The organism is Candidatus Anoxymicrobium japonicum, from assembly GCA_002843005.1.
GTDB classification, from domain to species: Bacteria; Actinomycetota; Geothermincolia; order Fen-727; family Anoxymicrobiaceae; genus Anoxymicrobium; species Anoxymicrobium japonicum.
Map to the genome: position 1 here is coordinate 30,026 of PHEX01000004.1, position 17,554 is coordinate 47,579.

21 protein-coding genes are annotated in these 17,554 nt (G+C 58.7%); 19 read left to right on the forward strand and 2 right to left on the reverse strand.

Features of this window, described 5'->3' with window-relative positions; all coding sequences use genetic code 11:
* Window positions 1-54: 54 nt before the first annotated feature.
* The 5 genes from CVT63_00725 to CVT63_00745 are packed head-to-tail and all read left to right on the forward strand — an operon-like array spanning window position 55 to window position 4,604.
* On the forward strand, window positions 55-1,146 hold the full coding sequence (locus tag CVT63_00725) for a 4-hydroxy-3-methylbut-2-en-1-yl diphosphate synthase (GenBank protein PKQ28826.1): 1,092 nt from the start codon (window positions 55-57) through the stop codon (window positions 1,144-1,146).
* Window positions 1,147-1,167: 21 nt separating this feature from the next.
* Window positions 1,168-2,874 (forward strand): proline--tRNA ligase, encoded by a 1,707-nt coding sequence (locus CVT63_00730; GenBank protein ID PKQ28827.1) that lies wholly within the window; start codon window positions 1,168-1,170, stop codon window positions 2,872-2,874.
* The gene (locus CVT63_00735; protein ID PKQ28828.1) at window positions 2,777-3,094 is read left to right on the forward strand and encodes a hypothetical protein; all 318 of its coding nucleotides are present in this window, start codon (window positions 2,777-2,779) and stop codon (window positions 3,092-3,094) included. Before CVT63_00730 ends, CVT63_00735 begins: the two co-directional genes overlap by 98 nt.
* On the forward strand, window positions 3,094-3,732 hold the full coding sequence (locus tag CVT63_00740; protein ID PKQ28829.1) for a hypothetical protein: 639 nt from the start codon (window positions 3,094-3,096) through the stop codon (window positions 3,730-3,732). The genes CVT63_00735 and CVT63_00740 overlap by 1 nt, the downstream gene beginning before the upstream one ends.
* Window positions 3,729-4,604, forward strand: a complete 876-nt coding sequence (locus tag CVT63_00745) for a phosphatidylinositol mannoside acyltransferase (GenBank protein PKQ28830.1) — start codon at window positions 3,729-3,731, stop codon at window positions 4,602-4,604. The genes CVT63_00740 and CVT63_00745 overlap by 4 nt, the downstream gene beginning before the upstream one ends.
* A gap of 95 nt (window positions 4,605-4,699) precedes the next feature.
* Here the strand turns inward: CVT63_00745 and CVT63_00750 are convergent, their stop codons facing one another.
* Complete coding sequence (locus CVT63_00750; GenBank protein PKQ28831.1) at window positions 4,700-5,065, reverse strand: hypothetical protein; 366 nt, start codon at window positions 5,063-5,065, stop codon at window positions 4,700-4,702.
* Window positions 5,062-5,745: a hypothetical protein gene (locus tag CVT63_00755; protein ID PKQ28832.1), complete on the reverse strand. Its 684-nt coding sequence runs from the start codon at window positions 5,743-5,745 to the stop codon at window positions 5,062-5,064. The genes CVT63_00750 and CVT63_00755 overlap by 4 nt, the downstream gene beginning before the upstream one ends.
* Before the next feature lie 12 nt (window positions 5,746-5,757).
* Between CVT63_00755 and CVT63_00760 the strand changes: the two genes are divergently transcribed.
* The 14 genes from CVT63_00760 to yajC all read left to right on the forward strand — a co-directional run bounded on the left by CVT63_00760 (window position 5,758) and on the right by yajC (window position 17,530).
* Window positions 5,758-6,852, forward strand: coding sequence for a hypothetical protein (locus tag CVT63_00760; GenBank protein PKQ28833.1), 1,095 nt, complete (start codon window positions 5,758-5,760; stop codon window positions 6,850-6,852).
* A 176-nt stretch (window positions 6,853-7,028) separates the two neighbouring features.
* Window positions 7,029-7,586, forward strand: a complete 558-nt coding sequence (locus CVT63_00765; protein ID PKQ28834.1) for a hypothetical protein — start codon at window positions 7,029-7,031, stop codon at window positions 7,584-7,586.
* Between the two features lie 53 nt (window positions 7,587-7,639).
* Window positions 7,640-8,602 carry a zinc metalloprotease HtpX gene (locus CVT63_00770; protein ID PKQ28835.1) on the forward strand — a complete coding sequence of 321 codons (963 nt, stop codon included), beginning with the start codon at window positions 7,640-7,642 and terminating at the stop codon, window positions 8,600-8,602.
* Window positions 8,603-8,628: 26 nt separating this feature from the next.
* Window positions 8,629-9,744, forward strand: a complete 1,116-nt coding sequence (locus CVT63_00775; protein ID PKQ28836.1) for a hypothetical protein — start codon at window positions 8,629-8,631, stop codon at window positions 9,742-9,744.
* A gap of 118 nt (window positions 9,745-9,862) precedes the next feature.
* Entirely contained in the window at window positions 9,863-10,756 is an 894-nt protein-coding gene (locus CVT63_00780; protein PKQ28837.1) for a pyridoxal 5'-phosphate synthase lyase subunit PdxS, read from the forward strand.
* Window positions 10,757-10,766: 10 nt separating this feature from the next.
* Window positions 10,767-11,366, forward strand: coding sequence for a pyridoxal 5'-phosphate synthase glutaminase subunit PdxT (locus CVT63_00785; protein ID PKQ28860.1), 600 nt, complete (start codon window positions 10,767-10,769; stop codon window positions 11,364-11,366).
* Between the two features lies 1 nt (window position 11,367).
* On the forward strand, window positions 11,368-12,117 hold the full coding sequence (locus CVT63_00790) for a YebC/PmpR family DNA-binding transcriptional regulator (GenBank protein PKQ28838.1): 750 nt from the start codon (window positions 11,368-11,370) through the stop codon (window positions 12,115-12,117).
* On the forward strand, window positions 12,114-12,629 hold the full coding sequence (locus CVT63_00795) for a crossover junction endodeoxyribonuclease RuvC (protein PKQ28839.1): 516 nt from the start codon (window positions 12,114-12,116) through the stop codon (window positions 12,627-12,629). Before CVT63_00790 ends, CVT63_00795 begins: the two co-directional genes overlap by 4 nt.
* Before the next feature lie 3 nt (window positions 12,630-12,632).
* Window positions 12,633-13,220, forward strand: a complete 588-nt coding sequence (ruvA, locus tag CVT63_00800; protein ID PKQ28840.1) for a Holliday junction branch migration protein RuvA — start codon at window positions 12,633-12,635, stop codon at window positions 13,218-13,220.
* Window positions 13,221-13,324: 104 nt separating this feature from the next.
* Window positions 13,325-14,347: a Holliday junction branch migration DNA helicase RuvB gene (locus tag CVT63_00805; protein ID PKQ28841.1), complete on the forward strand. Its 1,023-nt coding sequence runs from the start codon at window positions 13,325-13,327 to the stop codon at window positions 14,345-14,347.
* The gene (locus CVT63_00810) at window positions 14,347-14,895 is read left to right on the forward strand and encodes a hypothetical protein (GenBank protein ID PKQ28842.1); all 549 of its coding nucleotides are present in this window, start codon (window positions 14,347-14,349) and stop codon (window positions 14,893-14,895) included. Before CVT63_00805 ends, CVT63_00810 begins: the two co-directional genes overlap by 1 nt.
* Window positions 14,892-15,917: a tRNA preQ1(34) S-adenosylmethionine ribosyltransferase-isomerase QueA gene (locus CVT63_00815; protein PKQ28843.1), complete on the forward strand. Its 1,026-nt coding sequence runs from the start codon at window positions 14,892-14,894 to the stop codon at window positions 15,915-15,917. The genes CVT63_00810 and CVT63_00815 overlap by 4 nt, the downstream gene beginning before the upstream one ends.
* Complete coding sequence (locus tag CVT63_00820; protein PKQ28844.1) at window positions 15,914-16,984, forward strand: tRNA guanosine(34) transglycosylase Tgt; 1,071 nt, start codon at window positions 15,914-15,916, stop codon at window positions 16,982-16,984. The genes CVT63_00815 and CVT63_00820 overlap by 4 nt, the downstream gene beginning before the upstream one ends.
* A 246-nt stretch (window positions 16,985-17,230) precedes the next feature.
* Window positions 17,231-17,530 carry a preprotein translocase subunit YajC gene (gene yajC, locus CVT63_00825; GenBank protein PKQ28861.1) on the forward strand — a complete coding sequence of 100 codons (300 nt, stop codon included), beginning with the start codon at window positions 17,231-17,233 and terminating at the stop codon, window positions 17,528-17,530.
* The last annotated feature ends 24 nt before the right edge of the window (window positions 17,531-17,554 follow it).

Here is a 17,554-nt window from a genome sequence, read left to right on the forward strand (position 1 = left end):
CGCAGCGGTAGACGGAAAGGTAGACGGTGCCTGACCCCAATTAATGGAGGGCGGATGATCGAGAGAAAAAAGACAAAACGCATAATGGTGGGGGATGTGCCTGTAGGAGGCGGCGCCCCGGTGAGTGTTCAATCCATGACTAATACCGACACGGGCGATGTTGCCGCGACAGTGGCGCAGATACGCGAGTTGGAGAACGCCGGTTGCCAGATTGTCAGGGTCGCAGTGCCGGACGCTCGGGCGGCGGAAGCGTTGCCAGCCATCATCGCCGGAACAAGGATGCCAATCATCGCCGACCTCCACTTCGATTGGCAGCTTGCCTTATTTGTGATGGAGCAGGGAGTGCATGGCATTCGCATCAACCCTGGAACTATCGCAAAAAAGGAGAGGGTAAAGGAGATCGGAAAAGAAGCCGCCAGGCGTGGAGTGGCAGTCAGGGTCGGCGTCAACGCCGGATCTCTGGAGAGGCGCCGACAGGTCGAAGGCGTTACGCCCGCGGCGTCCGTCCTTGCCGAAAGCGCGCTCGCGGGGGCTCATGTGATGGAGGAAGCGGGCGTAGAGAATCTGAAGATTTCAGTTAAAGCCTCCGATGTCCCGCGCACGATTGACGCGTATCGCATGGTTTCCGAGCGCACCGATTGGCCGCTTCACATCGGGTTGACTGAAGCCGGCACGCTCTCCTCGGGCACGGTGAAGAGCGCGGTTGCCATTGGAGCGCTACTTGCACAGGGCATTGGAGACACCATACGTGTTTCGCTCACCGCGTCGCCTGTCGAGGAGGCGCGCGTAGGACGCAAGATACTGGGCTCGCTCGGCCTGGCGGAAATCGGTCCGCAAGTGATATCATGCCCCACTTGCGCCCGCGCCGAGATTGACGTGATAACTCTGGCGATGGGAGTCGAACAGGCACTGGAGGGGATCCGCGCGCCGCTTCGCGTTGCAGTCATGGGGTGCGCGGTCAATGGCCCGGGGGAAGCGCGCGAGGCTGATATCGGTATTGCGGGCGGCAAGGAAAGCGGGTTGCTTTTCGTTCGAGGTGAAATGATACGCAAGGTAGCATCCGAGGAGATGATGGAGGAACTGGTCGCCGAGGTCAAGAAACTGGCGTTGGATGCGGTGGCCTGCCCGGGCGATAAGCAGAAGTGAAGAGTGAGAGGATAACGGAGTTTGAAAATATCGCGAGTGACCGTCCCGACGTTAAAGGAAAAGCCGGCGGAAGCGGAGGTGACGAGCCACGAACTGCTGCTTCGCGCGGGGATGATGAGGTCGTTCGCGTCCGGTATCTACACGCTCCTGCCGCTTGGCGCCCGCGCCCTTCAGAAGATAGAGGAAATCGTTCGCGAGGAGATGAACTCCGCGGGCGCTCTCGAGGTGGCGCTTCCATTTCTTCATCCGAGCGACCCCTGGATGCGCAGCGGCCGCTGGCACGCGTACGGCCCCGAGATGATGAGGCTCACGGACCGCCAGGGCCGCGAGTTTTGCCTTGGGCCTACCGCCGAGGAACTCATGACCATGACGGTCGCCCGCGGCGCGCCGTCGTACCGCGAGCTGCCCGTCAACCTTTACCAGATACAAACCAAGTTTCGCGATGAAATGAGGCCCAGGTTCGGTTTGCTTCGCGGGCGCGAGTTCCGCATGATGGACGCTTACAGTTTTCACACATGCGAGGAAGACCTCGAGTCTATGTACGAGGCGATGCGGGTCGCGTACCTCCGGATCGCGGATCGTTGTTCGCTCGAGATATGTGTAGTCGAGGCCTCGACGGGGCTTATAGGCGGCAAAGTATCACACGAATTCATGGTTGTGTCCGAGGTCGGAGAGGATATCCTTGTTTACTGCCCCGGTTGCAATTATGGCGCTAACGGTGAGCTGGAGCGTCACAAGCCCGCGCGCGAGTTCGGTGGAGCGCCCGCGCCTGTGGAGGAGGCGCACACTCCTGGAATGGTATCAATCAGCGAACTCTCGGCGTTCCTCGATGTGACACCGGATTCGGTTCTCAAGTGCGTGCTCTATGTTGTGGAGGGCGAGGCGCTCGCGGTGTTTGTCCCCGGTTACCGCGATGTCTCAGAGCCCAAACTTGCCCGCGCGCTTGGCGTCGACAATTTTCACGTCATGAGGGATGATGAGCGCGGCCTTTATCCAGCGATAACGCCCGGCTTCACCGGCCCTGTCGGGCTTGCCGGCGCGCGCGCGCTGTTTGACGTGGAGGTCAAAGGCGCTTGCGGTCTTGTAACCGGCGCGAACAGGGTGGACTATCATCTTCGTGGCGCTGAGGAAGGTCGGGACTTTACGACGGCGCCACTCGCGGATGTCGCGGGAGTGGTGGATGGCGATCTTTGCGTGGCGTGTGGAAGTGAACTCGTGATAGCGCGCGGTATCGAGATAGGGCATATCTTCAAACTGGGGCTTAAGTACAGCGAGGTTCTCGATGCCGGCTTCACAGACACCGATGGGCGCGCAAAGCCTATTGTCATGGGCACTTACGGCATTGGAACCTCGAGAATGTTGCAGACAATTGTCGAACAGCATCACGACGAAGGTGGCATCAAGTGGCCCAGAGCGGTCGCTCCCATGCCGGTGGAGATCATCGTCATAGAGACCACGGGCGGCGCTCAGCGCGATGCGGCCCGGGAGATCGAGGTTGAGCTTTCGCGTCGTGGAATCGAGACTCTCATCGACGACCGCGATGTAAGCCCGGGGATTAAATTTAACGACGCCGACCTCATCGGGCTCCCGATCCAGTTGATCACAGGAAAGAAGCTCCCGGCCTCGGGCGATGTGGAGCTCAAGATGCGATACACCGGCGAGAGAAGGGATGTGCCTGTTGGAGAAGCGGCGGTCGCTGTTGAGCGGGCTCTTCGGGAAGCGCGGTAATGTCCCCTGTGGTTGGGTCGAAGTGGCAAGCGCGCCCAACCAGATTGCCGCGGGTATGCTCGAGGGCGCGCTCAAAGAAACTGGTATTCCGGTAATCATGAACAGACTGTTTGTGTTTCCTTATTTTGGGATCGGGGGAATACACGGGGTGATAGTTCCCGAGGATCGCGCGGATGAGGCGCGCGAGATTTTGAAAGAGATTTGGGAAATACGGGAGTGATGCTGGTGGGTTGTCCTTCAAGCGAAGAGTTGACGCGCGGGCAGGAAAGAGAAAAAGGCTTGCGCCGGTTCGGCGAGTGGTTTTTTCACCCGGTTCTGTGGGCTTTTTCCTCGTCGGGGATTTCGCCCAACATGATCACGGTATTGAGCATGTGCTTTGCCATGGCGTGCGGTTATTTCATTGCTACCGGGCACGTGCTGTTGGGCGCGGCGCTTTTTGTGATTTCCGGCGTGCTGGACATTGCCGACGGCTACGTCGCAAAAAAACTGGACCGTGTGTCAGTTTTTGGCTCTTTCCTGGATTCCCTGCTTGACCGTATCAGCGACTCCGCGGTCTACCTCGGTGTCGCGGCGTTTTATCTTCGCTGTGACGAAGGCGTCTATGTCGGTCTTGTGTTGGTGATGCTCGTGGTTTCCTTCCTTATAAGCTACACGCGATCCAGGGCTGAAACGCTTGGGGTGACCTGCAGGGCCGGCTTGATGGCCAGGGCGCCAAGGTTTATCGCGCTCAGCGTGGGATTCTTTTTCAACGGGCTGTCGCCATGGGTGTTGCGGAGCGTTCTCTGGATAGTTGTGGCGCTCATGGTTGAAACGTTTATAGCGCGATTTGTCGAAGTGTGGAAGAAGATTGATAAATGAAGATCGTTTATTACATGTTCGTGCTCGGGGAAAAGGTGGTTTCCGCTCTACCAATCGGGTTGACGCGCGCTGTCGCCCGCGCCTGCGGCGTTGTTTACTTTTACGTGTTTCCGCGCAAGAGGCGTCTGGTTTTGAGGAACATGAGGCGTGTGCTGGGGCCGGATGCCACCAGTGCCGCGGTGAAGCGCGCCGCTTGTCGCGCGTGCCGTTCCTACGCTGACTACTGGGTGGACGTCATCTGGCTGCCTACCAGAACCCGCGATTATGTGCTCGAGCGTTTCGACACGATAAACGTGACAGCTCTCGAGGAGGTAATGGCCGGTGGCAAGGGCGCAATATTTGTGTTGCCACATTACGGCTCGTGGGAGGTAGGCGCCGTATATGTGTCCAGCCTCGGCCCGCTTGTCGCGGTCGCCGAGGCGCTCAAGCCCCCGGAGCTTTTCGATATGTTTTGCCGGTTGAGGGCCGATGTCGGCGTAGAGATCTTCCCGTACGATCGCAGATCTGAGACCAGGGACAAACTGGTGGAGGTTTTGAAAAAAGGAGCGGCAATCGCCCTGCTTTGCGATAGGGATTTGAAGGGCAGTGGTGTACCGGTGGAGTTCTTTGGTGAGCAAACTACACTGCCGCCTGGGCCCGCCGTGCTGGCGATGCGAAGCGGCTCGCCGATATTCTGTGCTGCCGTAAGAAACCTGAAGGGCAACAGGTGGTCGGGTCGTGTACTGGATCCGATCTACGTCGACGGATCCGGCGACAGAGAAGAGATCGTTCAGGCGACGATGCAGCAGATTGCCGGAAACCTCGAGGTTCTGATCCGCGAGGATCCCACGCAATGGCACATGTTCATGCCAGCCTGGCCATCCGACCGCTGAACCCCCTCGCCCTTGATAAGCGAGGTGGATGAGAAAAGTGGAAAGTGACTGACGCTTTATCCTACTCGAGCGCGTCGGCTATCGCATTCAGGACGTCAGTCTGCCGCGCGAGCGTCGCGGGATCGTTGAATCAGGGCGCGCGCCAGCCCGGCGAGTTTCGCCATGACGCACTGGACAATCGTAGCGCCCGCGAGCGCCAGCGCCAGCACGAGCAACGTCTCGACGCCCTCGAGGTCGGGGGATGCGAAGTGCCCTTTGCCTGAGAAGTACCAGGCGCATGAGGCGATGATGATAGTGGCGCCGAGGGTGTAGCTCGCCCATCTCCTGTCGGGGTAGCCTGTGACCGAAAGGCTGTTCAGGTGTTTCCAGGCGACCACGATCTGCCACAGCCCGATGAGGAGAGCCAGAAGAAAGAGGAACATCCCCGCAAAGTCGCCACGGAAGTGAATGAGCCTGGTCAAACGTCCACGCTTCTTTCGCGCTCGACGCGCGCGGGTGTTTTCCATGACGCGAGAAGCCGGTCGGCGCCGGAGTTGAGCCATCTGGCGGTTGGGGCGTAGATGGGCTCGGCGGCTTTGACTGCCAGTACGCTCCCCAGTCCCAGCAGCAGGCCTCCGACGATGTCCAGCGGGTAGTGGATGCCCGAGGTGATTCTCGCAAAACCAATGTATGCGGCCATCGCCAGCATGACGGCGCCGGGCTTTCGCCAGTGCGCGAACACGCCGAATGCGAGGGCGAATGCCAGTGTCGCGGCGTTGGAAGGGAACGCCGAGTCGGTGTTATGGTAGAAAAGCATGTGGACCGTCTGAGTCGTAAAAGGCCGGGGTCTGAAGAACAGGTTGTTGAGCGCGAAAAGGATAATCATCGACGCGATCGCGGCCATGAGCGCGCAGATGATCGATCGGAAGGCCACTTCCCTTCCCTGGTGGTTTTTTGCTATAAGAAGCGTGGCGAGTGTCAGCAGGGTGAGAACTATCATCACTATGTGGTCGTCCGAGCCGACGCGGATGAGCCAGTCGAGCCATGAGTTCCTACCCGCGATGGAGTTGAGAAAGTGGAACATGGATCTGTCGAGCCTTATTATAAACTGAAAGATGGCTGTCATGTTCTTCATGATATCTGATTTTTCATACATGCGCATGGAGGTGGAGCTGTGAAGATAGCGATTGTGTCGCCGTATTCATGGGCTTATCCCGGTGGTGTCAATAACCATATCGAGGGTCTTGCGCGGCAGATGGCCGTTCGCGGGCACGAGGTTGTGGTGATCGCGCCGGACGAGGGAACTGCCGTAGATGGCGCGCGCTTCATCAGCGCGGGGCGCTCGCTCGCGCTCCGGGCCAACGGCTCGATAGCCCATGTCGCAGTGGCGCCAGGAACCAGGCGGCGGGTCTGCCAGGCTCTTCTGTCGGAAAGCTTCGACGTGGCGCACGTGCACGAGCCGCTTGTCCCAATGGTTTCAACCTCAGCCGTCCGCGCCGCCAGGTGCAAAGTTGGAGGGACTTTTCACGCTGGACGCGAGAGCGCCTCGATTGCCTACCGGTTGGGGAGCGCTCTGTTTCGCAGGCGAATCGAGCGCCTTGACTTCCGCATTGCCGTCTCAGAGCCCGCGCGCCTGACGGCTTCGCGTTACATGCCGGGAGAGTACGAGATAGTTCCGAATGGTGTGGACATGTCACGTTTCAATCCACGTACCGACGTCGCGAAGTCACGCGGTGGCGATCGCGAGATACTGTTCATCGGACGTAATGAGCCCAGGAAGGGATTGGACACACTGCTCGAGGCGTTTCCTCTCATTTGCGATGAGGTTCCCACCTGCCGGCTGTCGGTGATTGGCGCCGGATTTACTTCAGAAGGCGTCCGGCGCTCTTTGCCTCACGGGTTGCGCGATCGGGTCACTGTTCTTGGCTATGTCAATAACGAAGAGTTGCAGGCGCATTACGCGTCCTCCGACATCTTTTGTTCGCCCGCGCATGGCGGCGAGAGTTTTGGCATCGTGCTGATCGAGTCGATGGCGTCCGGGACGCCGGTGGTGGCGTCCGACATACCGGGTTACAGCGAAGTTGTCAAACAGGCGCCCGGGGGCCTGCTGTTCAAGAACGGGGACTCGCGGGATCTTGCCCGGGTTACTGTCAACATACTGCAAGACGACGCCTTGCGCGCGAAACTGCGAGAGGCCGGGCTCGAGGGTGTGCGCCAGTTTTCCTGGGAGCGCCTCGCCGAACGCCTGGAGCGAATCTATTCCGCTTAACTTTGGGGTCAGGTCTTTTTAAAGTTTAAGAGGGGTCAGGCACCGTCTACCTCTACGCAGTAAAGGTAGACGTTGTCAGACCCCTCTGGACGGACGATTGACTTTAAAAAAACCTGACCCCAAAGTTAAGCGATTTGTTGTATTATAATGTTGAAATTAACTTAGAGGAGGTTTTTATGTGGGGGATAATAGCAGTTGTCGCGCTGGTCGTCCTGTTCGTCGGTGGCATCATCCTGCTGTTCAACAAGCTGGTGCGGTACCGCAACAGGCTGGATAACGCGTGGCATCAGATAGACGTCCAGTTGAATCGAAGGGCGGATCTGATTCCAAACCTCGTGGAGACGGTGAAAGGTTATGCCGCTCACGAGAAGAGCACCTTTGAGATGGTCACCAAGGCGCGCTCCGCTCTGATGAGCGCGGGCAGCGTCGGTGAGAGCGCTAAGGCCGAAGGCATGGTTTCAGAGGCTCTCAAGTCACTGTTCGCGGTTGCGGAGGCTTATCCGGAACTGAAGGCGAATCAGAACTTTCTCGCTCTTCAAGAGGAGCTCTCCGGGACGGAGAACAAGATTTCTTATGCCAGGCAGTTCTACAACGACTCGGTGATGGCGTACGATATCGCGCGCCAGAAGTTTCCGGCAAACGTGATCGCGGGTATTTTCCGCTTCAATGAGCCGCGTGAATACTTCGAACCCGAGACGCCCGGATACAAAGAGGTTCCGAAAGTCGATTTCTAGAAAAGACGTCAGGTATTTCAGGGCGGGTTATATCGGTGGAGGAGCACTAAGAGTTGTACGAAGCGATATCTTCCAACAAGTGGAAATCTTTTCTGATGCTGTTTCTTTTCATCGTTTTTGTGGTGGGGATGGGTTACGTTATCGGGCTTGCGTGGGGAGGCACAACACACCCGGTGTTTGGCTTCGTCGGGCTTGGAGTCGCGGGGATCGTCGCTATTGGCATGGGGTTCGCCAGCTACTATAAGAGCGACAGTGTGGCGTTATCAGTGTCGGGCGCGCGGCCGATAGGGGATGACCCGCAATTCATAAGGTACCGGAATACCGTCGAGGGCATTGCCATTGCCGCAGGGGTTCCGACACCGCGTATCTACGTGATAGACGACGTCGCGCCCAACGCGTTTGCGACGGGACGCAACCCGCAAAACTCGGCGATTGCCGCGACTACCGGCTTGCTCGACATGATGAACGATCAGGAGCTGGAGGGCGTAATCGCTCACGAGATGTCACACGTGAAGAATTACGACATACTTTTTCTTTCCATGACAATCGTGCTTGTCGGTATCGTGGTAATGCTCTCGGATATTTTCTTGAGGACGTTCTGGTTTTCCGATAACGACAGTGACAGTGACAGCGGCGAAGCCGGGCTCATACTGATAGTCATTGGCATAGCGCTTGCCATTATCGCGCCGATAATCGCGCAGCTCATCAAGCTCGCTATCGGCAGGAAGCGAGAGTTTCTGGCGGACGCCAACGGGGCGCTTCTGACAAGGTATCCGTTGGGGCTCAGCTCCGCACTCGAGAAGATAGGCGGGGATGACCATCGTATGCGCAGAGCCAATAAGGCCATGGCGCACCTGTATATAGCGCAGCCGCTGAATCTCAGAAGCGGCAAGGGCAGCCGCATGAACAGGATGTTCGACACCCATCCGCCAATCGAGGAGCGCGTCGCGCGGCTAAACCGGATGGCAGGCAACTTTCAGGAAACCAGTGCAACAGGGGTCAGGTCTCAATACTGACCCCTGTTGCATTTATTGGATGGATCATGAACTCTCGTAGCAGGGCAATCATCATAGCGGTGCTGTTGGCCGCGCTTGTCTTTGCCGGCGGCTGTTCGTGGTTCCACAAGAACGACAAGTCTCTTAAGAAAAAGGGCGCGCGGGCGACAAAGCCCAGGCTCGCTAAATGTCCGCTCTGTGGCCTGACGCCCGTCGATCCTATCTTCATCCAGCGCCGTCCGGTCGCTATCAAGATAGAAAATGATCCGGCGGCGCGCCCGCAATCAGGTCTCGGCAGCGCGTGTGTCATCTACGAGGAGGAGTGCGAAGGTGGAATAACGAGATTCCTGGCTATCTTCCTTGACAGGGACGCATCCGCCGCCGGGCCCGTCCGAAGCGCGCGACCGGCGGATCTGGATATCACGTTCCCGTATGATGCGCTTTTTTGTCACTGCGGGGGCAGCCCTCCGGTACTGGCCATGGTCAAGCAATCAGGTATTGCCGATCTCGATCAGTTCGCGTATCCGGGCGCATACTGGCGTTCAAGCGATAGACGCGCGCCACACAATCTCTACAGCACGACCGCAAGGCTTAGAGAGGCGGGCGACACTCTTTGTCCGTATGAGGAAAACGCGATTTCTCCTTTCAGATTTTTTGCGGATGAGGAACAGGCGAAGATGGAGCGGGACAGGGCCGATGAAATAAGGCGCTCGGCGGCGAACGCGGCAAACCCTTCACCGGAGTACAAGCCTTCAATGACAGTTGTTCAAAATATCCACATACCTTACCTGTCGATCTGCGCCGTCGATTACGCTTATGATTCAACATCCGGCAGGTTCATGCGGCTGGTAAAGGGCGTGCCTCATATAGACAGGAACACGGGTAGCCAGCTTGCGGCCGATAATGTGATCGTTCAGTACGTGACGACCACGCCTTCCGGGCTGGTGGATTCACGCGGCGCCGACATGTCAAACCTGGGGATCGTCGGCAGCGGCCGCGCGCAGGTATTTGTCCGTGGCGCTTTGATAGACGCGAACTGGCGGAAGTTGTCGCGCGCCGATCACACTGCATACACCGACAACTCCGGCAAGGTGATCCGCTTCAAGCCTGGAACGACCTGGATCGAGCTGGTTCCGACAACAAAACAAGTCACCTTCAACTAAAAACGCAACAGTAGGGGTCAGGCCCCTTTGTTGCGTTTTCGCGTTGCAGATAACACACGCTATTGGATATTATGACATTGTTGGCTGATACACTGATGCGTACAGATAAAGGTGAATCATGGAAAGTGGTGTCGAAAAAGGTACGGACGCGGTAAAGAGAGGCCTCGCGGAGATGCTCAAGGGAGGCGTCATCATGGACGTCACCACCGTCGAGCACGCGAAGATCGCCGAGGATGCCGGGGCCGTCGCGGTCATGGCGCTCGAGCGCGTGCCGGCCGACATAAGGGCGGATGGCGGTGTTGCGCGCATGGCGGATCCAAACGTGATCCAGGGGATAATAGAAGCCGTGACGATACCTGTCATGGCGAAGTGCCGCATTGGTCATTTTGTCGAGGCGCAGACGCTCGAGGCTATGGGAGTAGATTACATAGACGAGAGCGAGGTTCTCACACCCGCCGACGAGGCGCATCACGTGGACAAGTGGAAATTCAAGGTTCCTTTTGTGTGTGGCGCGATCAACCTGGGGGAAGCGCTCCGCCGTATCGGCGAGGGCGCGGCAATGGTTCGTACCAAGGGCGAAGCTGGAACCGGCAACGTCGTCGAGGCGGTTCGCCATATGCGCGCTATTACCAGTGAGGTCGCGAGGCTTGCGACGCTTCCGTCAGAGGCGCTCATGAGCGCAGCGAAGGATCTCCAGGCGCCGTACGAGTTGGTGATCGAGGTCGCGCGAACGGGCAAGTTGCCGGTGGTAAATTTCTCCGCCGGAGGGATCGCGACTCCCGCGGACGCCGCTTTGATGATGCAGTTGGACGCTGACGGCGTTTTTGTAGGCTCGGGCATCTTCAAATCGGAGGATCCGGCAAAACGCGCGAAGGCCATCGTGCGGGCAACCACGCACTTCGAGGACGCTAAAGTGATCGCGGAAGTATCACGGGGTCTGGGTGAGGCGATGAAGGGTCTCGAGATAGGCAAGATAGACAAGGAGAACCTGATACAGTTCCGTGGCTGGTAACAACTTCACCATCGGGGTTCTCGCTTTGCAGGGAGCGGTGCGCGAGCACCTCTATATGATCGAGCGGTGTGGCGCCCGGGGGACAGGCATCAAGCGCCCTTCCGGGCTCTCGTGCGTGGATGGACTCATCATCCCTGGAGGAGAGAGCACTACGATTGGAAAGCTGATTGATGAGTATGGGTTCGCGGGCCCGATCAAAAAGCTCGCGGCTCTTGGTGTCCCAATCTACGGGACGTGCGCCGGGCTCATTATCGTATCCAGACGCGTGAGCGGAAAACACGAGATGATACTTGGTCTTGCGGACGTGGCTGTCGAGCGCAACGCTTTTGGAAGACAGGTGGATTCGTTCGAGAAAGACATTCATATACAGGGCATTCCTGATGAGGACATTTCATTCAGGGCGCTCTTTATCAGGGCGCCGGTGATAAAGGAGATGGGCCCGGGCGCAGTTGAGATGTCGCGCCTGGAGCAGGGCGTAGTGATGGCGCGTGAGGGCAACGTGCTCCTTGGGGCGTTTCATCCGGAGTTGACGGATGACACGAGGGTGCACCGGTATTTTCTGGACATGGTGGCGTCGGCGCGCGGCGCCAAGAGCGACACGGGGGTATGAGATGTCAGGGCATTCCAAGTGGCACTCCATCAAGCACAAGAAGGGCAAGGAGGACGCGAAACGCGGCCAGCTCTTCAGCAAGATGTCTCACCGCATCACGATAGCCGCGCGCGAGGGTGGAGGGAACCCCAACGCCAACACCGCCCTCGCGACTGAGATCGACGCCGCGCGCAAAGTCAGCATGCCCATGGAAAACATCAAGCGAGCTATCGCCAAAGGAACCGGTGAGCTCGCGGGCGGGCAGCTCGAGCACATGACTTTTGAGGGATACGCCGAGGGCGGCGTCGCCGTTATCGTTGACGTGCTGACCGACAACCGAAATCGAACCAGCGCCGAGGTGCGCAGGTCGTTCACGCGGGCGAACGCCAGGCTTGGCGAGACCGGGTCCGTGGCGTGGATGTTCGAGAAAAAGGGCGTGTTTCTGTTTAAGAAGTCTGTCGAGCATGACGAGGAGGAGTTGCTGAACATCGCGCTGGAGGCGGGCGCGGACGACCTCGATGGCGAGGGTGAATACTGGGAAATAGTCTGCGATATCGAGAACTTCGCGACAGTGAGGAACGGCCTCAAGGCGGCCGAAATCGAGACGGAGAGCGCCGAGCTCACAATGGTTCCCAAAACGACGATCCTGCTGGAGAAAGATGACGCGAAGAAGGTGTTGCGCCTCATTGACGCGCTCGAGGAGATAGATGACGTAAACGATGTGTACGCGAACCTCGATATCCCCATAGATGCGCTCGAGGAATCGGTTTGACCGGAGAATTCAAAGCACTGGGCATAGACCCCGGGATAACCAACACCGGCTATGGCCTCGTAATCGAGAGTCGTGACAAAATGAGGGCGGATGTCCACGGCGCCATTCGAACCTCCAGCGCCGCGGACATGTCGGATCGGCTTGATAAACTATACAGTGAGTCGAAGAAGATTATTCTCGAACTCGAGCCTGATGTGGTGGTTATCGAGCAGCTCTTCTTCAATGCCAATCAGAAGACGGCGATGGCGGTGGGCCAGGCGCGGGGCGTTATACTGCTCGCCTGCAACCACGCCGGCGCTCGATGGGTAGAGTACACGCCTCTTCAGGTCAAACTGGCTGTTGTCGGCAACGGGAACGCGTCCAAGGAGCAGGTTCGGTATATGATAATGACGCTTCTACAGATGCATGAGCCGCCCGTGTCGCTTCACGCTTGCGATGCGCTTGCGATGGCGATATGCCATCTGCACTCCCGAAGAATCCGCGAGCTCACCGGGACGCAAGAGGAACGGTAACAGATGATCGCGTACATCAACGGCAAAATAATTCAGAAGAACCCGGATCGTCTGGTCGTGCTGGTTGGTGGTATCGGCATAGAGGTCAGGGCGCCGGCTGGAACAATAGACCAGGCGCCGGGGGTGGGTGGCGTGGTCGCGCTTCACACATATCTTCACGTCAGACAGGATGTGTTGCAGTTGTACGGGTTCGATTCGCCCGCGTCGCGAGATTTATTTGTCAAACTCATGTCGGTATCAGGGTTTGGCGCCCAGAAGGCGCTTTCTGTGTTGTCGATTTTCCCGCATGACAGGTTTGAGACGGTGATAAGGATGGGAGACGCGGACGCTCTCACGATCATCCCCGGGGTTGGGAAGAAGGGCGCCGAGCGCTTGCTGCTCGAGATGAAGGACAAGGTTGACCCCTCGATCGAGGACGTGACGGGCCTTCCCCCCGATGGCCGGTTCGCGTTTAACGAAGCTGCCATGGCCATGGCGCAACTCGGATACTCGCGGCTCGAGGCGCACGAGGCGCTTAAAAAATACCCGTTCAAGGGCGAGGAGGCAACCGTCGAGGAGCTCTTGCAGTTTGCCATGAAGCAAATGGCATAGGGTCTACCTTTACTGCGTAGAGGGGTCAGGCACCGTCTACCTCTCCGTCTACCGCTAAAGCGATAGACGTTGCCTGACCCCTAACATGAAACGGAGTATTAAGGATGTCTGAACAGCACGGGAAAGGTCTCGCCGGTGAGGCGATATCGTCCGAGGAGAAGGCGATCGACCTTACCTTGAGGCCGCGTACACTATCCGAGTTCGTGGGTCAGGCCGCCAACAAGGAACAGTTGCGCATCTTTATCGAGGCCGCCAGGAACCGGGGCGAGGTTCTCGATCATGTGCTTCTGTCAGGCCCGCCGGGTCTCGGCAAGACAACTCTTGCCGGCATCATCGCCGCGGAGCTTGGAGTCGGCATGCGCTCGACTTCCGGTCCCGCCCTCGAGCGCCAGGGCGACCTCGTGGCCATACTTACCAATGTCGAGAAGGGCGCCGTCATGTTTATCGATGAGATACACCGGCTACCGCGAGTTGTTGAGGAGATCCTCTACCCCGCCATGGAAGATTTCCAGGTCGACATCATCATAGGGAAAGGCCCTGGCGCGCGTGATGTCCGCCTTCCGCTGCCGGAGTTTACGTTGATCGGCGCGACTACCAGAACAGGGTTGATCACGGCGCCGTTGCTTACGCGCTTTGGTGTGTCCTGCCGGCTTGATTATTATCCCCTGCTTGAGATGGAGGCTATCGTCAACAGGGCCGCGAGCATACTCGACATCCGTGTCGACGATACGGGCGCTCACGAGATCGCCCGCCGGGCGCGCGGGACTCCGCGCGTGGCGAACCGGCTTCTCCGCCGCGTGCGCGACTACGCTGAGGTGAAAGCCGATAGCGTTATCACCGGAGATGTGGCCGCGAGGGCCATGGAGATGCTGCAGATAGACGAGATGGGGTTGGACGTTCTCGACCAGGCTGTGCTTTGTGCCATAGTCGATAAGTTCTCGGGAGGGCCGGTCGGCCTCAAGACGCTTGCGGCTTCTATCGGTGAGGAGTCCGACACGCTTGAGGACGTTTACGAGCCTTACCTGATGCAGATCGGGTTTCTCAAAAGAACTCCAAGGGGACGGGTAGCGACCCCCCGCGCTTATGAACACCTGGGGCGCCAGCCCGAGGGCGGTGGCCTGTTCTAATGCCCTCGATCCTGCTGCACACGTGTTGCGCTCCATGTCTCATATACCCGCTGGCTCTCCTGGAAGAGCGTGGACTGGTTGTCACGCCTTTTTTCTATAACCCTAATATCCATCCATTTCGCGAGTACAGAGCAAGATACTTTGCCGTGGTGGATTACTGCGACGAGCACGGCCTGTCCTTGAAAGTGGGCTCGTACGAGATGGAGCGGTTTCTCGCGAGCGTCGGCGTTATCGAGCCACCAGAGCGGTGCGCGCGCTGCTTCGCTTTGCGCCTCTCGCGCGCCGCGGCCGAAGCCCGCGCGCATGGCATCGCCAGCTTTACAACCACTTTGCTGGTAAGCCCGCATCAGAACCAGCAGCTTATACGCGAGGCCGGTGAAGCCGCGGCTGCCGAGCACGGTGTTCGCTTCGTGTTCGAGGACATGACGAGCGGATACCGTGAGGCCACAGAGAAATCCCGGGAGGCCGGCATGTACCGTCAGGGCTACTGCGGTTGCGTCTACAGCGAAAAGGAACGGTATCAGAAAAGCGACCCGCCCCGCCGATGAGAACCGACATCTTCGACTATGACCTCCCGCGAGCCCTGATCGCGCAGGATCCTCTCCCGGAGCGCGACGCCAGCAGGCTCCTTGTCCTCGAGCGCGCCACAGGGCGGATATCGCACCGTGTCTTCCGCGATCTGCCGGAGTTGCTTGCCCCCGGCGACTGCCTGGCGCTCAACACAACCCGTGTGTTTCATGGTCGCCTCAAAGGAAGAAAGGCGCGGACCGGCGGCTCGGTTGAGCTTCTACTGCTCGAAGACAGAGGAGAGTCGGTGTTCAAGGCGATGGCGCGCGGCGCATCGCTGCGTCCAGGGATCCGTGTCCTGCTTGGCGACGGGACGCTCGAGGCCACTGTCACCGACGGCCTCGAATCGGGCGTCGTGACAGTCGAATTCAACAAGCGCGGCGAGGAACTCAATCGCGCTATAGCCGAACAGGGAGAGATGCCGCTTCCGCCGTACATCACTCATGAACTGGCGGACGCCGAGCGGTATCAAACGGTGTACGCGGAGCGTGAGATGTCGGCCGCCGCGCCGACCGCCGGGCTTCATTTCACAGACGCATTGCTGGAGCGGGTACGTCGCGCTGGCTTGACAATCGCCGGGCTCGAACTCGCCGTCGGCATGGATACCTTTGTGCCGGTGCGCGCGCGAATGGTCGAGGATCACAGCATGCACAAGGAGTGGTTCTCGCTCGACGAGGCCGCCGCGCGCGCGGTGAACGAGGCAAGGAGAAAAACCGGGCGCGTCGTCGCCGTCGGCACAACCTCGGTCCGCGCGCTCGAGTCATGCGCGGCGGAAAGCAGGCTTGTGACACCGGGGGAAGGTTGCACCGATCTCTTTATAACTCCCGGTTACCGCTTCAAGATAGTCGATGCCATTATCACGAACTTCCATCTCCCGCGCACGACGCTCCTCATGATGGTTTGCGCGTTCGGCGGGATAGAGCCGGTTCAGAGCGCCTACGAGGAGGCTATCCGCGAGGGTTACCGCTTTTACTCTTTTGGTGATGCTATGCTGATTCAATGACATCAAATGGTTTTTCGTTCGAGGTAACCGCGCTGGACAGAAAAACGGGCGCTCGCGCCGGAGTGCTCAGGACGCCGCACGGTGAAGTGCGCACTCCCTGCTTCATGCCCGTGGCGACGCAGGCTACAGTCAAGGCGATGCGCCCTGACGAGGTTAGCGACCTGGGTTTCGACATGGTGCTGGCGAACGCGTACCATCTCATGCTGCGTCCGGGGATCGAGGTGATAGAGCGCGCTGGGGGGCTCCATCGCTTCATGGGCTGGGATGGAGGCATACTGACCGACTCCGGCGGCTACCAGGTTTTCAGCCTCGGCAAGGACGTGAAGATCACCGCCGAGGGCGCTTCCTTCCGCTCGCACCTCGACGGCTCGCTCGTGTTTTTGAGTCCCGAGGAGTCCATGCGCGTCCAGTCCGCTCTGGGCGCGGACATCGCGATGGCGCTGGACGAGTGCCTCCCTTACCCCGCCGATCGCGCCAGGACGGAGCGTTCGGTTTCGCTTAACCTGGATTGGACGAGGCGCTGTCTTTCCTCTCACGACAATCCGCGCCAGGCGCTCTTCGGCATCGTTCAGGGCGGCGCTTATGCCGATCTGCGGCGGCGGAGCGCGACGGCTATGGCGGAGCTGGATTTTCCCGGATACGCCCTCGGGGGCTTCTCGGTAGGCGAGCCACGAGAGATGACGCTCGAGTTGATAGATGCGACCATCGAGAACCTGTCCTCAGACAGGCCGCGTTACCTCATGGGCGTAGGCGATCCCGAAGGCATCAATGCGTCGGTCGCTCTTGGGGTGGACATGTTCGACTCGGTGCTGCCAACGCGCACAGCGCGGAACGCCTCGGCGTGGATCGGTTCGGAAAGGGTCAATCTCAGAAACGCGGCGTTCGCCAACGATGACGGCCCACTGGATCCGGCGTGTGGTTGCTACACGTGCAAGAGGTTTACGAGGGCGTATCTGCGGCATCTGGTTACGGCCAAAGAGATTTTAGGGTTCCACCTGCTGACGGTTCATAATCTGTACGCTCTCTCCGCTCTCATGCGTGAGTTGCGCGCGTCGATCGAATCATAAGGTAGACGGAGCGGTAGACGGAGCGGTAGACGGTGCCTGACCCCTGCGTTTGGGTTAAATGACAAAGAGCAACCGATACATTATGATATGTGAGATTTGCGCCTGACTGACGGTGAGGACTCGATATTTGGAAGGGATTTGGCGAAAGTGACATTTTTAAGTGTTTTGGCGGCTGTTCATCCAGGTGTTGCGCTGGCCGCGGCGAGCTCTACCAAGAAACCGGTGACGGGCTTTGGGGCGTGGGGAATGTGGGTGATACTCGGCCTCATGTTCCTGGTGATGTACTTCGTGCTCTACCGTCCTCAGAAAAAGAGGGCGGCTGAGGCGCAGGACATGTTAGCCGAACTCGAAAAAGGTGACGAGGTAATGACTATCGGCGGCATTCACGGGATCGTCAAGAAGCTGTCCGATGACACTGTGGTCGTCGAGGTTGACAGAGACGTGCGCATGACCTTCAGCAGATCCGCGATCGCCCGCAACTTGACCGTCCGTGAGGCGGTAGAAGAGGAAGAAGAGTCTGCCGAAGAAGATGAAGAAGACGAATAAGACGAAAGGCCGACGTCAGATGGA

Coding starts and splice junctions, on each gene's coding strand:
- ruvA (PKQ28840.1), top strand. CDS start 12,633: ATGATCGCGTACATCAACGGCAAAATAATTCAGAAGAACCCGGATCGT.
- CVT63_00740 (PKQ28829.1), top strand. CDS start 3,094: ATGCTGGTGGGTTGTCCTTCAAGCGAAGAGTTGACGCGCGGGCAGGAA.
- CVT63_00810 (PKQ28842.1), top strand. CDS start 14,347: ATGCCCTCGATCCTGCTGCACACGTGTTGCGCTCCATGTCTCATATAC.
- CVT63_00725 (PKQ28826.1), top strand. CDS start 55: ATGATCGAGAGAAAAAAGACAAAACGCATAATGGTGGGGGATGTGCCT.
- CVT63_00755 (PKQ28832.1), bottom strand. CDS start 5,745: ATGCGCATGTATGAAAAATCAGATATCATGAAGAACATGACAGCCATC.
- CVT63_00780 (PKQ28837.1), top strand. CDS start 9,863: ATGGAAAGTGGTGTCGAAAAAGGTACGGACGCGGTAAAGAGAGGCCTC.
- CVT63_00775 (PKQ28836.1), top strand. CDS start 8,629: ATGAACTCTCGTAGCAGGGCAATCATCATAGCGGTGCTGTTGGCCGCG.
- CVT63_00765 (PKQ28834.1), top strand. CDS start 7,029: ATGTGGGGGATAATAGCAGTTGTCGCGCTGGTCGTCCTGTTCGTCGGT.
- CVT63_00745 (PKQ28830.1), top strand. CDS start 3,729: ATGAAGATCGTTTATTACATGTTCGTGCTCGGGGAAAAGGTGGTTTCC.
- CVT63_00820 (PKQ28844.1), top strand. CDS start 15,914: ATGACATCAAATGGTTTTTCGTTCGAGGTAACCGCGCTGGACAGAAAA.
- CVT63_00815 (PKQ28843.1), top strand. CDS start 14,892: ATGAGAACCGACATCTTCGACTATGACCTCCCGCGAGCCCTGATCGCG.
- yajC (PKQ28861.1), top strand. CDS start 17,231: ATGTGGGTGATACTCGGCCTCATGTTCCTGGTGATGTACTTCGTGCTC.
- CVT63_00790 (PKQ28838.1), top strand. CDS start 11,368: ATGTCAGGGCATTCCAAGTGGCACTCCATCAAGCACAAGAAGGGCAAG.
- CVT63_00735 (PKQ28828.1), top strand. CDS start 2,777: ATGTGGAGCTCAAGATGCGATACACCGGCGAGAGAAGGGATGTGCCTG.
- CVT63_00805 (PKQ28841.1), top strand. CDS start 13,325: ATGTCTGAACAGCACGGGAAAGGTCTCGCCGGTGAGGCGATATCGTCC.